General features: G+C 42.0%; 14 protein-coding genes. All 14 read left to right on the top strand.

Features of this window, described 5'->3' with window-relative positions; translation table 11 throughout:
• Nucleotides 1-22: 22 nt before the first annotated feature.
• Entirely contained in the window at nucleotides 23-289 is a 267-nt protein-coding gene (locus tag CVV21_06810) for a hypothetical protein (GenBank protein PKL91730.1), read from the top strand.
• Nucleotides 290-1,339: a rod shape-determining protein gene (locus CVV21_06805; protein PKL91729.1), complete on the top strand. Its 1,050-nt coding sequence runs from the start codon at nucleotides 290-292 to the stop codon at nucleotides 1,337-1,339.
• Nucleotides 1,340-1,348: 9 nt separating this feature from the next.
• Complete coding sequence (gene mreC, locus CVV21_06800) at nucleotides 1,349-2,143, top strand: rod shape-determining protein MreC (protein ID PKL91728.1); 795 nt, start codon at nucleotides 1,349-1,351, stop codon at nucleotides 2,141-2,143.
• Nucleotides 2,144-2,182: 39 nt separating this feature from the next.
• Nucleotides 2,183-2,662 carry a hypothetical protein gene (locus tag CVV21_06795; protein ID PKL91727.1) on the top strand — a complete coding sequence of 160 codons (480 nt, stop codon included), beginning with the start codon at nucleotides 2,183-2,185 and terminating at the stop codon, nucleotides 2,660-2,662.
• On the top strand, nucleotides 2,632-4,437 hold the full coding sequence (gene mrdA, locus CVV21_06790; protein PKL91726.1) for a penicillin-binding protein 2: 1,806 nt from the start codon (nucleotides 2,632-2,634) through the stop codon (nucleotides 4,435-4,437). The genes CVV21_06795 and mrdA overlap by 31 nt, the downstream gene beginning before the upstream one ends.
• On the top strand, nucleotides 4,438-5,562 hold the full coding sequence (locus tag CVV21_06785; protein ID PKL91725.1) for a rod shape-determining protein RodA: 1,125 nt from the start codon (nucleotides 4,438-4,440) through the stop codon (nucleotides 5,560-5,562). It begins immediately after the preceding gene.
• The gene (locus CVV21_06780; GenBank protein PKL91724.1) at nucleotides 5,562-7,016 is read left to right on the top strand and encodes a hypothetical protein; all 1,455 of its coding nucleotides are present in this window, start codon (nucleotides 5,562-5,564) and stop codon (nucleotides 7,014-7,016) included. Before CVV21_06785 ends, CVV21_06780 begins: the two co-directional genes overlap by 1 nt.
• Nucleotides 7,017-7,822: 806 nt before the next feature.
• Nucleotides 7,823-8,467, top strand: coding sequence for a cobalamin-binding protein (locus CVV21_06775; protein ID PKL91723.1), 645 nt, complete (start codon nucleotides 7,823-7,825; stop codon nucleotides 8,465-8,467).
• The gene (locus CVV21_06770; GenBank protein ID PKL91722.1) at nucleotides 8,454-9,578 is read left to right on the top strand and encodes a hypothetical protein; all 1,125 of its coding nucleotides are present in this window, start codon (nucleotides 8,454-8,456) and stop codon (nucleotides 9,576-9,578) included. The genes CVV21_06775 and CVV21_06770 overlap by 14 nt, the downstream gene beginning before the upstream one ends.
• Nucleotides 9,575-10,015: a hypothetical protein gene (locus CVV21_06765; GenBank protein PKL91721.1), complete on the top strand. Its 441-nt coding sequence runs from the start codon at nucleotides 9,575-9,577 to the stop codon at nucleotides 10,013-10,015. Before CVV21_06770 ends, CVV21_06765 begins: the two co-directional genes overlap by 4 nt.
• Before the next feature lie 182 nt (nucleotides 10,016-10,197).
• Nucleotides 10,198-10,389: a hypothetical protein gene (locus CVV21_06760; GenBank protein PKL91720.1), complete on the top strand. Its 192-nt coding sequence runs from the start codon at nucleotides 10,198-10,200 to the stop codon at nucleotides 10,387-10,389.
• 218 nt (nucleotides 10,390-10,607) lie between these two features.
• Nucleotides 10,608-11,252: a redox-sensing transcriptional repressor Rex gene (locus CVV21_06755; protein PKL91719.1), complete on the top strand. Its 645-nt coding sequence runs from the start codon at nucleotides 10,608-10,610 to the stop codon at nucleotides 11,250-11,252.
• Nucleotides 11,253-11,290: 38 nt separating this feature from the next.
• On the top strand, nucleotides 11,291-11,788 hold the full coding sequence (locus tag CVV21_06750) for an NADH-quinone oxidoreductase subunit NuoE (GenBank protein ID PKL91858.1): 498 nt from the start codon (nucleotides 11,291-11,293) through the stop codon (nucleotides 11,786-11,788).
• Nucleotides 11,775-13,679: an NADH-quinone oxidoreductase subunit F gene (locus CVV21_06745; GenBank protein ID PKL91718.1), complete on the top strand. Its 1,905-nt coding sequence runs from the start codon at nucleotides 11,775-11,777 to the stop codon at nucleotides 13,677-13,679. The genes CVV21_06750 and CVV21_06745 overlap by 14 nt, the downstream gene beginning before the upstream one ends.
• The last annotated feature ends 1 nt before the right edge of the window (nucleotide 13,680 follow it).

Genomic DNA, 13,680 nt, shown 5'->3' with positions numbered 1-13,680 from the left:
TATATTTCAGGAGGTATTATTTATGGTTGGAGTAATTTTAGGGGTATTGCTTTTATTGTTATTAATAGGGCTTGTGGTCCTTCAGGGAATGATAGAGTGGGGCGGATTTGATTTTGAAAAATTTATGAATAAAAAAGGGTCATCTGCTTCCGCGCCCGCACCATCAGTAAAGGCGGATACTAAAAAGTCAGTAGAGAAAAAGCCGGCAAAAACAGCCGCAAAAACAGCCCCCAAAACAGCTAAAAAGGCAGCGCCTAAGAAAGTTGTAAAGGGAAAGGGGAAAAAATAAATGATATTGGATTATTTTCTTGGAATGTTTTCCAACGACATGGCCATTGACCTTGGAACGGCCACGACGCTTGTATATCTTAAAGGCAAAGGAATCGTATTAAAAGAGCCGTCAATTGTGGCGCTTTACAAAGGCCGCGAAGTAATTGCCGTGGGTAATGCCGCGAAAGAAATGGTAGGCAAAACTCCCGGAGACGTGCAGGCAATAAGGCCGATGAAAGACGGTGTTATAGCTGACTTTAACGTAACAGAAAAGATGTTAAGATATTTCATCGTAAAAGTACATAACAGGCATTCGCTTGTAAGCCCAAGAATTGCCATATCCGTTCCTAAAGGCGTAACGCCGGTTGAAAGGCGCGCCGTACGCGAATCCGCGATTCAGGCGGGCGCAAGGGAAGTTTATCTTATTGATGAACCAATGGCAGCGGCAATAGGCGCGGGCCTTCCTGTAGAAGATCCGGTGGGCCATATGGTTGTAGATATCGGCGGCGGAACAACTGAAGTAGCGGTAATTTCAATGGGAGGCCTTGTTGTTTTTAATTCAATCAGGACTGCCGGCGATAAGTTTGATGATGCCATAACAGCATATCTTAAAAAAGCATATAATATCCACGTTGGGGAGCGCACAGCCGAAAAAATAAAGATTCAGATCGGCTGCGCCATTAAACTTGACAAGACAGAAGAAATGGATGTAAAGGGAAGCGATTTAACAACAGGGCTTCCAAGGACAATAAGAATAAATTCGGACGAAATGGCAATAGCCATTGAAGAGCCGATAACCAAAATAATTGACGGCATCAAGTTTACGCTTGAACAGACCAAACCGGAACTTGCGGCCGACATAATTGACAAGGGTATTGTGCTGACCGGCGGCGGAGCGCAGCTTAGGAATTTCGACAAGAAGTTAAGGGAGGAAACCGGAGTGCCGGTTCACATTGGCGAGTCCCCCCAGGAATGCGTCGTAAAAGGCGCCGGCAAGATGCTTGAAGAGCAGCTTGACGTCTTAAGAAGGCTCTCTTTTGAAGGCGAAGAAACGCACATTGCTTCTTAAAAAGGGAAGATGAAACGAAGGCTTAAACTCTCACAAAAGTTATTTTACTCGGCAGTTATTGTAATTACCATAATTGCCGGGATATTTGCATGGAAAAAAGGGGCAGCCGCCCCTGTTGCAAAGGCTGCCCATTCTGTTCAGGAAAAAACAGGGGACTTTGTTTTTTATACAACGGACACAGCAAAGTCAATAAAACATCTCTTCAATGCCGGAAAAAACATTCAATATTTAACCCAAAAAAATATGGCCCTTGATATGGAAAACCAGTCGCTTCGTGCGGAACTGGCAAGGCTTGGCCGTTTAAAATCCTTAAATGACAATGAAGCTTACGGTAAAAGGGTAAGGACACCCGCCAATGCCATAAGCACAGGCAGCGGGTTTATTCAGTTTTACGCACTTGATAAAGGGTCAAATGACGGTGTGGAAGAGGGCGACGGCGTATTCGCGCCCGGAGGCGTGCTTGGAAGGGTATCAAGCGTCGGCGCTTCCACCTGTATGGTTCAACTTTTAACGGATGTAAAAAGCAGCATAAGCGCAAGGGTGGAACGAAGCGGTGTGGCGGGAATTCTGATAGGCGCGGGAAATAACATCTGTGAACTGAAATACGTCCCAAAAGAAGAAGATGTACAGCTTGGGGATATAATTTTAACTTCCGAACTTGGCGCTTCTTTTCCGGCGGGTATTAAAATCGGCGAAGTTATAGCGGTGGATAAAAAAAGCAATAACCTTTCTCTTGTAGTCCGAATAAAGCCTTATGTAAATACAAATACTGTAAGGGAAGTACTTGTAGTCCGTAAAAAATAAAGGAGTTTTAACATCAAAACTTTTAATTTAATTCTTATTATGTTTGTCGCTGCAGCCGTGCACGCTTACAGTTTTATTCCTGGAAGCTTAATTCACGGCGTGGATATGGCATTTATAACCTTAAGCATCCTTGTAATGCAAAAAAGGGATACGCTTGCGGCATTTGCCGCCATAATTATGTATTCGTACATGGACGCGCTTACTATGCCTTATTTTGGCGGCGGTTTGTGCGCGGGGCTTGTGACTTTTTTTGTGTTTAAGTTTATTTACGCCAACTTTTATAAAGAAAATTTCATAGCCCGGTCGGTCATTATGGCGTGCGGGGCGGCAACTGCCGTGTCATTACAGTGGATGTCCGCATCTTTGTTTTATTGGGGAATTGGTTCCGCGGTGTTTCCGTTTTCTGCGGTTAAGTTTTTTATGGCAACAGCGATAACCGGAATTTTTGTCCTGAAAATATCTGAACTTTATAACGGAGAAGGGGCAAGATGGTTAAAAACGATATTCGCGAAAATATAAAATCAGTTTATCAGAATTTTTTAAGGGTTAAATTTTATGGCTGGGTGGCAGCCATAGCTGTAATGATACTTGCCGGAAGGTTGTTTTATCTTCAGGTAATTAAAGGCGGTTATTACGCTAAACTTGCCGAATCCAACAGCGTGACGTTTGTCAGGGAAAGCGCTCCGCGTGGATATATATATGACCGCAATTACAGGGCTATAGTTACAAATTCCCCCGCTTATTCAGCCGGTATAATTCCGTATTATTTTAAGACCAATAATAAAATGGAAAAGGTTATAAGGGAAATTGCGGATGTGCTTGAAATAGAACCTTCAGAAATAGAGGAAAAAATTCAGGCAAGCGGTGTTCATGTGTTTGAACCGATAATATTAAGGCGGGCGCTTACATTAAGGCAGCTGTCAGAACTTACCGAAAAAACAGTTGAAGTAAACGGTATCACGGTTTTACAGGAACCCCAAAGGCAGTACCCTTACGGAAGCCTTGCTTCGCATGTTATTGGGTATACCGGGGAAATAACCGCGAATCAGATAAAGAACACAAAATATAAAGGGTACAGGCCAGGCGACATAATAGGGCATACGGGTATAGAAAACTATTATGACAAAATGTTAAGGGGAAAAGACGGCCTAGTTTATATTATTACTGACGCTATGGGAAGGCAGAAAAAGATAGCGGAAAAAGTTGAATCGCAGCAGGGAAAAAATCTGGTGCTTACAATTGATTTCAGGCTTCAGAAATACGCGGAACAGCTGATGGCAAATTCGGATTTTAACGGCGTAATAATAGCGCTTGAACCCAAAACAGGCGATATATTGTGCATGGTATCAAAACCTGACTATGACCTTAATAATTTCAGCGGCAGGATAAATGCGAAATACTGGAAAAAGATTTTAAGGGACAAAGCAAATCCGCTTAATAACAGGGCCATACAGGGGCTGTATTCTCCGGGTTCAATTTATAAAATTGTAACAGGTTCCGGCGCGCTTAATGAGAATATTGTAAAAACAGATGACGCGTTTTTCTGCGAAGGAATATACTGGATAAAAACCTGGCCGTATAAATGCTGGAAGAGGACGGGGCACGGATGGGTAAGTTTTTATAAGGCAATAGAGCAGTCGTGTGACATATATTTCTATAAGGTTTCCCTTAAGATGACGGTGGAGTTATTATATAAATACTCTGTCATGTTCGGGCTGGGGCAAAAATCAGGAATTGATCTTCCCGGAGAAAAATCAGGATTGGTACCCACAAGGGAATGGAAAAGAAGGATATCCAGAACGCCGTGGTTTCCCGGAAATACAGTTATGATGGCTATCGGACAGGGTTATATTACAAGCACGCCGCTGCAGATACTTAACATTATGGCGGCAATGGCAAACGGCGGTTATGCCATGCAGCCGCGCCTTTTAAAAGCGGTGACAATGGATAACAGGCGCATATTTATGAATCCGGAGCCCAAAAAACTTTTTGAAATTGATGTGAAGAAAGAAAATATAAGGGTAATGCAGATAGCGCTTAAGCGCGTTGTAACCAATTGGGCAGGCACAGGAAAGGCTTCACAGGTAAGGGGTATTGAAGTGGCAGGAAAGACAGGTACTGTTCAGAACGTTCACGGTGATAACCATGCTATGTTTTCGTGTTACGCGCCTTTTGAAAATCCGGAAATTGCCGTATATGTCCTGCTGGAACACGGCGGCGGCGGCGGCGATGCAGCTGCGCCGATAGCGGGAGACCTGCTTGATTTTTATTTCAGAACACTAAAGGAGCTTTAGATGAGAAAGTTCAGGGGAATTTTTAAGCTTACCGAACAGCTGCGTCAGTATACAAAGAATATGAACCCGGTTATGCTGGGTGCCACAATATTGCTTATGGGAATAGGGCTGCTTGGAATATACAGCGCAGAGCCTGATGCAGGGAAAGTGTTTTTTTCAAAACAGTCAGTGTGGTATGGAATTGGTTTTATTCTGATGATAATTATTGCCAATATTAATTATAACCTTGTGATAGCGGCGGCAAATCACCTTTTTGTAATATTTATATTTCTGCTTATTCTTGTTCTTATTGTAGGTCACACTTCCCTTGGAGCGCAGAGATGGCTGAAAATTGCCGGGCACGGGTTTCAGCCCAGTGAATTTATGAAGCTGGTTGTGGCGGCAACGGTCGTCAGGTTTCTTGTAATAAAAGGGAAGGAAGCGTTTTCTTTTAAAAATCTGGCTTTGGTTTTTGTTATTGTTTTCATACCGTTCTTTTTGATATTAAAACAGCCTGACCTTGGAAGCGCGCTTATGCTTATCCCGATGACGCTTGCCATTTTATTCCTTGGCAATATCCCCATAAAAAAACTTTCGGTAATACTTATAATAGGGGTGCTGATACTTCCTGTCGCGTATTACACGCTGCATGATTACCAGAAACAAAGGCTTCACACGTTTGTAAACCCGCACCTTGACCCTTTAGGGTCGGGCTATAATGTAATTCAATCGCAGATTGCCGTTGGTTCAGGTGAGGTGTTGGGAAAGGGCTGGGGTAAAGGGACGCAAAGCCAGCTTAATTTCATACCCATCAAACATACGGATTTTATTTTTGCCGTACTTGCCGAAGAGTTTGGACTTTGGGGAGGGCTGATAATTATAGGGATATATCTGTTTTTAATTATGGAAGCCCTTAAAATTATTAAACTGTGCAGGTTTACGGGAGGTAAAATGCTTGGCGGAGCCCTTGTGACAATGATATTCGCGCAGTTTTTTGTTAATGTCGGGATGAATATGGGAATAATGCCGGTTGCCGGCATAACATTGCCGCTTTTAAGTTACGGCGGGACATCTGTTATTGTGACGATGACAGCCCTGGGTATGCTTCAGAATATATACAGGGAATACATAAAGGCGGAAGAATAATGAAAAAAATATTTATAAATTCGGAAGATTTTGACACGTCGGTGGCTATAGCGGAAGACGGCAGGCTTTGTAATTTTTTCATAGAAAAAAAGGTTTATGCCAAAGCGGGAAATATATATAAAGGAAAAATAGAAAAGCTTGTGGCGGGAATGAATTTTGTTTTTGTGGACATAGGCGACGCCAAACCGGCTTTTTTATCGGAAAGGGAATATTTTGACTCTTCAAACATAGCTGAATCGGGAATGCTTGAAGATGTAAGCGAAGCCGCTGTGATAAAGCCGCAGGAAAGTATTACCGGTATTTTTGAAAAAGGGCAGGAAATTCTGGTACAGGTGATTAAAGAACCGTATCAGACAAAAGGCGCAAGGCTTACCACTAACCTTATGCTGCCGGGGTATTATGTGGTGTACAGCCCTTACCTTAAACAGACCGGAGTATCCAGAAGGATTTTGGATGATGGTGAAAGGGACAGGCTGAAAACAATAATAGCGGATGCAAAAAATAACATCCCCGGCGATTACGGGATTATAGCGCGCACACAGGCGGAAGGCGCGGATGCCGCGGCCCTGCAGGAAGAGATACGCGGGCTTCACGAAAAGTGGAAGGCGGTAAAAAAAGCCGCGGATTCATCGCGAGCGCCTTCGCAGATTTACTGTGAGCAGAACCTGCCGGTAAAAATAGTCAGGGAATATTTGGATTCCAATACATCATCAATTGTCACCGATTCAAGGGAAATATATGAAGAGATGGAAAAATACCTGAAAACGGCGTACAACAGGACGGTTGACCTTAACCTTTACGAAGGCAATGACCCGCTGTTTGAATACTATAACCTGCAGGGGCAGGTGGAAGGGATATTCAGCAATATAGTTTCGTTCAAAAAAGGCGGTTATATAAAAATAGATTTAACAGAAGCCCTTACAGTCTTTGATATAAACAGCGGCAAGTTTAAAGGCGCGGAAGATGTGGAAGCCAGCCTGCTTGCGGTAAATCTTCACGCGGCAAGGGAAATTGCGCGCCAGATAATACTGCGTAACTTAGGCGGGCTTATAGTAATTGATTTTATTGACATGCAGTCGGAAGAGAACAGAAAAAAAGTAAAAGAGGTAATGGAACAGGAACTTGCTAAAAGCAAGATGTTTCATAAAGTGGGGAATATAAGCGAATTTGGGCTTATGGAACTTACAAGAAAGCGTGACAGCAGAAGGGTGGAAGACATATATTTTGAAGAATGCCCCAAATGCAACGGCCACGGCAGAATACTGACGGATGAAAATATCTGCATAAAATACATGAGAAAGATAAAGTATGAATGCAAAAAGATGCTTGAAGAAAACGTGGCGGTTCTTGTCCCCGAAAAGATAAAAGAAAAACTTCAGACAGAATACATAGAAACACTTCATGAATATGAAATTAAGTATAAGAAAAATATAATTTTAAAGACAGAAGGGTAGTATAACTGACAGGTTACAAGTTACAGATGACAAGTTACAAGTAACAAGTAACAGGTTACAAGTAACAGGTAACAGGTAACAGGTAACAGGTAACAGGTAACAGGTAACAGGTAACAGGTAACAGGTAACAGGTTACAGGTTACAGGTTACAGGTTACAGGTTACAGGTTACAGGTTACAGGTTACAGGTTACCAGGTTACAGGTTACAGGTTACAGGTTACAGGTTACAGGTTACAGGTTACAGGTTACAAGTTACAAGTTACAGGTTACAAGTTACAAGTTACAGGTTACAGGTTACAAGTTACAAGTAACAAGTAACAAGTAACAAGTAACAAGTAACAAGTTGGTGGATGTTAATGTTAGTTTTCAAGATCTTTTTGTCTTATAACGTAGAGACGCAATATATTGCGTCTCGTTTTTTTGTTTTTAAATGTTTGGTAGACGCGGGTCTTTACCGGCCGTCGCAGTAATAATGACTCTATTGCGGAGACTGCAGGGTGTGAGTTTTTAGCGTTAGTTTTTGTTCTGGTAGCCGCACCCTTCAGGGTGTGTTGTTTAGACTTTTACTGTCCGGGCTTATTTCATATATAAACTTACTTCAACCCCCAACCTTCAAACCTTAAAGCCTCTCCAAGAATATCGGGGCAAAAACACTGTGTTTTTGCGGATTCTTTGTGGTAAACTTTGTTTATAAGGGAAATGAACAGTGGTAAAAGTTAACCTGAACTGTCGGAAGTATAAAAGGCAAAGAAAAGTCCTTTAATGTTTTAAGCTGAAAATTATGGCATAAATACATAAATTTAAGGATGGCCGGCATGATAACGCAGCAGATATATGAAACTTACAGGGGAAATCTTATTTCCGGAAACCGTATCGCATGCAGCGAAATAACCGCGGATCTTATCAAAAAAGGAATAACCTTAAAAGAATTGTATGTGGATTTATTTCAGAGGGCAATGTATGAAGTCGGCAGCCTTTGGGAAGAAAATACAATCACACCGGCGGTTGAACATATGGCTACCGGAATAACCGAATACTGCATGTCTTTGTCTTATCCGCTGATATTTGGAGCGGAACATAAAAACAAAACTGCTGTTATATCGTGCCTGGCAAATGAGTTTCATCAGATAGGCGCAAAAATGGTGGCTGATATTTTTGAAATGAACGGGTGGCATGGTTATTTCCTTGGGGCAAATACTCCGGTTGAAAATCTTATTACCCTTATAAAAGACAAAAAACCGAATGTTTTAGGTTTGTCTATAAGTATTTATTTTAATATGCCAAAGCTTATAAATACGGTAAAGCGAATACGGCAGGAATTTGCTGACCTTGTTATATTAGCCGGCGGGCAGGGATTAAAGCGTTACGCGGGGGAATTCAGTCAGTACGAAAAGATAATTGTTATAGATTCAATTTCAGAACTTGAAAGGTATATTAATGAAAACAACTAAAGAGAATATAATAAATGAATACATGCACAAAAATAACCTTATTTTTTATTTTGTTGTCCAAAAAGACGGGAAAGTCACCGATTATAATGAATTTGCCTCTCTTTTTGTCAAAAATGGAATTCCCATAAATTCTATTAAAGAAGTGTTTATTGATTTTTTCGAGCGCATGAACATCCAACAGCTTACAGAAAACCCTGAATCAGAGCACTTGTTCAGTATAAACAGCCATAAGGGTATTCCTGAAGCTTTTTATTTTTCTTTTTATGAAATTAACGGCGAATATCTGATTCTTGGAAGGATGGATGTGATGGAGATAGAAGAGTTTCAGTCCAAACTGATTGCCCTTAATAATGAACTTAGCAATATGTCGCGTGAACTTCATAAGAGTAATGCGGAATTAAAGAAGATGAATGACATGAAAAACAGGTTTCTTGGAATGGCTGCCCATGATTTAAGAAAACCGATAACGGTTATTAAGGGGTACACAAGCCTTCTTTTAAACGGCGCTGCCGGGGAGCTTGGCAAAAGGCAGTCTGAATTTATAACCGCCATTGAATCTTCATCGGTTCACATGGAAGCGCTGGTAAATGATTTTCTTGATGTTTCTGTCATTGAATCGGGGACATTGGAGCTTGTTTATTCTGATATCAGCCTTGAAAAAGAAATTGAAGAGATGCTTCACCTAAACAGGATAAAAGCGGAAAACAGAAAAATTAAACTGCATATAAATATATCCCCTGATACCGGGGTTATTTCAGCGGATAAAATGAAACTGCAGCAGGTACTGGATAACATAGCGGGTAATGCTGTTGAATTTACGCCGTCTAACGGGAATGTAATGCTGAATGTTTTTATGAATGAGGGTTATGTGGTTTTTGAAGTGACGGATGAAGGGCCGGGTATCCCGGAAAATAAAATGGATTCTTTGTTTAAGTATTTTGGGAAAACCGGAGCGGTAAAAGCTTCGGGCGATAAAAGCACAGGCCTTGGGCTTATAATCTGTAAAAAGATAGTGGAACAGCACGGCGGGTATATAAGTGTTGAAAATAATACAGGGAAGGGTGCAAAATTTACTTTTGCTTTTCCAAAAAAAAGGGGTGTGGGAAAATGAACAGGGACATGCTTGTTGAAAGCGCAAAAAAGTTAAAACAGCCTTCAGAAAAAAGCACGGGTGAATATTCCGAAAAAAGGGCGAAAATTGCCGCGGAAATGAATATTCTGATGGCGGCAAGGAAGGATATTCTTGAACTTACCGGGAATAATAATCTTGAAATGATGAAGGATAATAATAACAATCACTCTATGTTCATGGAATCCTTATTTACCGCTTTTAACCCTGAAGTCCTTGCTGATACGGTTATCTGGGTATTTAAGGTTTATGGCAGCCATGGTTTTGGTGGCTTATATTTTTCGGCAACACTGGAAGGGTGGCTGGCTGTTCTAAAAAAAGAATTATCCCCGGAAGCTTATGATGAGATATATCCGTTTTATAAATGGATGATTGTGAACATTCCGGCTTTTGCAGAACTTGCAGCAGAGAAAAAGTAAGATCGGGGCCGCCGCTGACGGTTTTACCGCGGTGTTTATGTTTTGTTTTATAATATAGAGACGCAATATATTGCGTCTCGTTTTTTTTGTCGGTGCACCATGTTACTATTACATTTTGCGGTCTGATATATTTGAAAATTTAAGGGTCTTAACACCTGCATAAATGGTTTAGGAGGTTTTATATGAACTGTGATAATTTTGAAAAAAATATAAAAATGTGCAACTGCACATATCCATGCGACAGAAAGGGCAGGTGCTGTGAATGCGTCAGTTATCACAGAAGAATGGGGGAACTTCCCGCGTGCTATTTTTCAAAAGAGGCCGAGAAAACATATGACAGGTCTGTGGAAGCGTACTTAAAACAGAAACGCTGATACCTTTCGGCAGGGGACAGGCTTTTAAATTAATATAATCTCACAAAAAAAATAATTATTTAAGAATAAAAACTTCAAGAAAATCCTTTAAAATCAATATTATCTAACGTTCATTCTATTCGTTGTGAAAAAAAGCACTTGACAAATAGTGGTCTAATAGATATATTTATATTGATAAAAAATTATCTATAAGATATCAGCATAAAGGAGGTATTAATATGACACAGATAGACAGAAAGGCGATACCGGTTCCCGCATTAAGAAGGATGCCGGCGTACTGCAATTACCTTAAGTCCCTAACATTAAAAGGGGTTGTTTACATTTCTACAACTGCTGTGGCAAATGATTTAAACCTGATTCCAATTCAGGTCAGAAAAGACTTTGAATACACCCGCCTTTCGGGAAGGCCTAAGATTGGGTACAACCTGGAAATGTTAATAGAGGCAATTGAATACATCCTTGGATGGAATAAGATGTCAAACGCGGTTATAGCAGGTGTTGGTAACCTTGGCAAAGCGCTTTTAAGCTATCAGGGATTTAAAAATTACGGGCTGGATATAATTGCCGGGATTGACGAGGATAAAAAGAAACAGGGTAAGGAAGTGGCGGGCAGAAAGATTTTTTCGCCGGACCAGATTGGCGCGCTTGTTAAAGAAAATAAAATAGGAATTGGAATCATTACGGTGCCTGTTGAAAGCGCCCAGGCAATGGCGGACTTATTTGTGAAAGCCGGAGTTAAAGCGCTGTGGAATTTCGCGCCGGTAATGCTGAATGTTCCGGCAGATGTGGTTGTACAGAATGAGAACCTTGCATCATCACTTGCGGTCTTATCGCAGAGAATCAAGCAGCAGAAAGAAAAATAACAGGAAATCATATCGCAAAGGAGAACACGATGAAAACCATGGAAAAGCAGAAGAAGTTTGAAAAGGTAATGGAAATAATAGAAAGAAACGGCGCGAATGCCGCCAGGCTTATCCCGATACTGCAGGAAATACAGGACGAATACAGGTATCTGCCGGAAGAAATTATGGACTTCACCGCGACATGCCTTAAAATTCCGCCTGCAAGGGTCTATGGGGTTGCCACTTTTTATTCGCATTTTGCGCTTGCCCCCAAAGGCAAGTACATAATCAAAGTGTGTGACGGGACCGCGTGCCACGTTAAACGCTCCGAAACACTTATAGACGCGATTCAGAAAAAACTAAAACTAAGCGACGGTAAAAACACAACAGACGATATGCTTTTTACCATGGAAACGGTATCCTGCCTTGGCGCGTGCGGCCTTGCGCCGGTGGTTGTAATAAATGAGGATATTTACGGACAGATGACGGCGGATAAAGTAACGGCTGTACTTGAAGGAATTATAAAGAAGGAGGCGGCAAATAATGCAAACAATTGAGGTACTGAATCTGGACAGAATTAAAGAAGATTATGAGAAACGTGCGGGATTAAAAGAAAGAAGAATTATTATATGTGCCGGAACCGCGTGTGTTGCAAATGGGGCGCTGAAGTTATTTGACGCTATAAAGCAGGCTGCTGAAAAAGAAGGTATTAAGGTTGTTGTTGAACTTAAACATGATGACAAAGGCGGCAACCACTTAAGCAAAAGCGGCTGTCAGGGGTTTTGCCAGATGGGCCCCCTTGTAACAATTATGCCGGAAGATATTCTTTATACAAAAGTAAGACCTGAAGATGCTGAGGAAATAGTGAAAAGTACAATTGAAAAAGGCGTAATTATAGAAAGGCTATTATACAAGAATCCTGCTGACGGAAAAGTATGTGTTAACAAGGCAGAGATTGACTTTTACAGAAAACAGCACAGGTATGTATTAAAGCAGTGCGGAGTCATTGATCCGGAGGATATTACTGAATACATAGCTTGCGGCGGGTATTCGTCACTTGAAAAAGCGCTGAAGGATAATCCCGCGAAAGTGTGCGCTGACATACTTGAAAGCGGCCTTCGCGGCAGGGGCGGAGCCGGATTCCCAACGGGAAAAAAGTGGGATTTAACAAGGCTTCAAAATTCGGATAAAAAATACATTATCTGTAACGGGGATGAAGGCGACCCCGGCGCGTTTATGGACAGAAGCGTAATGGAAGGCAATCCGCATAGTGTGATTGAAGGTATGGCAATCGCGGCGCACGCCATCGGCGCAGACGAAGGTTTTGTTTATGTAAGGGCTGAATATCCGCTTGCCGTGAAAAGAATGAAGAAAGCCGTAATTGACGCCAAGGCATCGGGCATCATTGGCGACACCCTGCTTGGAACAAAAAAGAAGTTTAACCTTAGCGTGATGGAAGGCGCGGGCGCGTTTGTATGCGGCGAAGAAACTGCGCTTATGGCATCTGTAGAGGGCAGGCGCGGGATGCCAAAACCCAAACCCCCGTTTCCGGCACAGAAAGGTCTTTGGGATAAACCGACAGTTATAAATAACGTAGAGACGCTGGCAACAATCCCTTTGATATTAATGGACGGGCCGCTGGAATATAAAAAGATGGGAACAAAGACATCTCCGGGGACCAAGACTTTTGCCGTGACAGGTCAGGTTGCAAACACCGGGCTTATAGAGGTGCCATTTGGCACCACATTAAGGGAAATAATATTCGGGATAGCAGGCGGTGTTACAGGCGAAGGCGGAAAAGTGGAAGAGGGTAATTTTAAAGCGGTTCAGATTGGCGGCCCTTCCGGCGCGTGCTTAACCCCGGAACACCTTGACCTGGAACTGGACTTTGAAAATTTAAAAAGCGTAGGGGCAATGGTCGGGTCGGGCGGGCTTGTGGTAATGAATCAAAGCACCTGCATGGTAAAAATAGCGGCGTATTTTATGCAGTTTACGCAGAATGAAAGCTGCGGCAAGTGCGTGCTTTGCAGGGAAGGTACAAAGCAGATGCTGTGGCTTATGAATGACATATGCGAAGGAAAAGCCGATGAGTCCGTTATACCCGTGTTAAAAGAACTTGCCGGCGCGATAAACAAAGGTTCGCTTTGCATGCTTGGAAAGACAGCGCCGAATCCTGTGTTATCCACGATGCGTTATTTTCCGCAGGAATATGAAGCGCACGTAAAGGATAAGAAGTGCCCTGCCAATGAATGTAAAGGGCTTATGGACGTGGTGATAGATAAAGCGCTGTGCAAAGGGTGCGGGCTGTGCGCCAAGGTTTGCCCTTCGGCGGCGATAACAGGAAAAGTTAAAGAGCCTTATGTAATAAATAAAAGCAAGTGCGTTAAATGCGGGGTATGTATTGATACCTGCAGGTTTAAAGCGATAAATTTTAAAGGAGGCAATTAAT

This window comes from Candidatus Goldiibacteriota bacterium HGW-Goldbacteria-1 (assembly GCA_002839855.1).
GTDB lineage: Bacteria > Oederibacteriota > PGYV01 > PGYV01 > PGYV01 > PGYV01.
The sequence above is the reverse complement of the archived record's forward strand: the minus strand, read 5'-3'. Positions and strand labels throughout refer to the sequence as shown.

Bases quoted from the DNA above. Each gene is read 5' to 3' on its own strand.
- CVV21_06760 (PKL91720.1), top strand. From the start codon at position 10,198: ATGAACTGTGATAATTTTGAAAAAAATATAAAAATGTGCAACTGCACA.
- CVV21_06755 (PKL91719.1), top strand. From the start codon at position 10,608: ATGACACAGATAGACAGAAAGGCGATACCGGTTCCCGCATTAAGAAGG.
- CVV21_06775 (PKL91723.1), top strand. From the start codon at position 7,823: ATGGCCGGCATGATAACGCAGCAGATATATGAAACTTACAGGGGAAAT.
- CVV21_06785 (PKL91725.1), top strand. From the start codon at position 4,438: ATGAGAAAGTTCAGGGGAATTTTTAAGCTTACCGAACAGCTGCGTCAG.
- CVV21_06745 (PKL91718.1), top strand. From the start codon at position 11,775: ATGCAAACAATTGAGGTACTGAATCTGGACAGAATTAAAGAAGATTAT.
- CVV21_06750 (PKL91858.1), top strand. From the start codon at position 11,291: ATGGAAAAGCAGAAGAAGTTTGAAAAGGTAATGGAAATAATAGAAAGA.
- CVV21_06770 (PKL91722.1), top strand. From the start codon at position 8,454: ATGAAAACAACTAAAGAGAATATAATAAATGAATACATGCACAAAAAT.
- mreC (PKL91728.1), top strand. From the start codon at position 1,349: ATGAAACGAAGGCTTAAACTCTCACAAAAGTTATTTTACTCGGCAGTT.
- CVV21_06795 (PKL91727.1), top strand. From the start codon at position 2,183: ATGTTTGTCGCTGCAGCCGTGCACGCTTACAGTTTTATTCCTGGAAGC.
- CVV21_06780 (PKL91724.1), top strand. From the start codon at position 5,562: ATGAAAAAAATATTTATAAATTCGGAAGATTTTGACACGTCGGTGGCT.
- mrdA (PKL91726.1), top strand. From the start codon at position 2,632: ATGGTTAAAAACGATATTCGCGAAAATATAAAATCAGTTTATCAGAAT.
- CVV21_06765 (PKL91721.1), top strand. From the start codon at position 9,575: ATGAACAGGGACATGCTTGTTGAAAGCGCAAAAAAGTTAAAACAGCCT.
- CVV21_06805 (PKL91729.1), top strand. From the start codon at position 290: ATGATATTGGATTATTTTCTTGGAATGTTTTCCAACGACATGGCCATT.
- CVV21_06810 (PKL91730.1), top strand. From the start codon at position 23: ATGGTTGGAGTAATTTTAGGGGTATTGCTTTTATTGTTATTAATAGGG.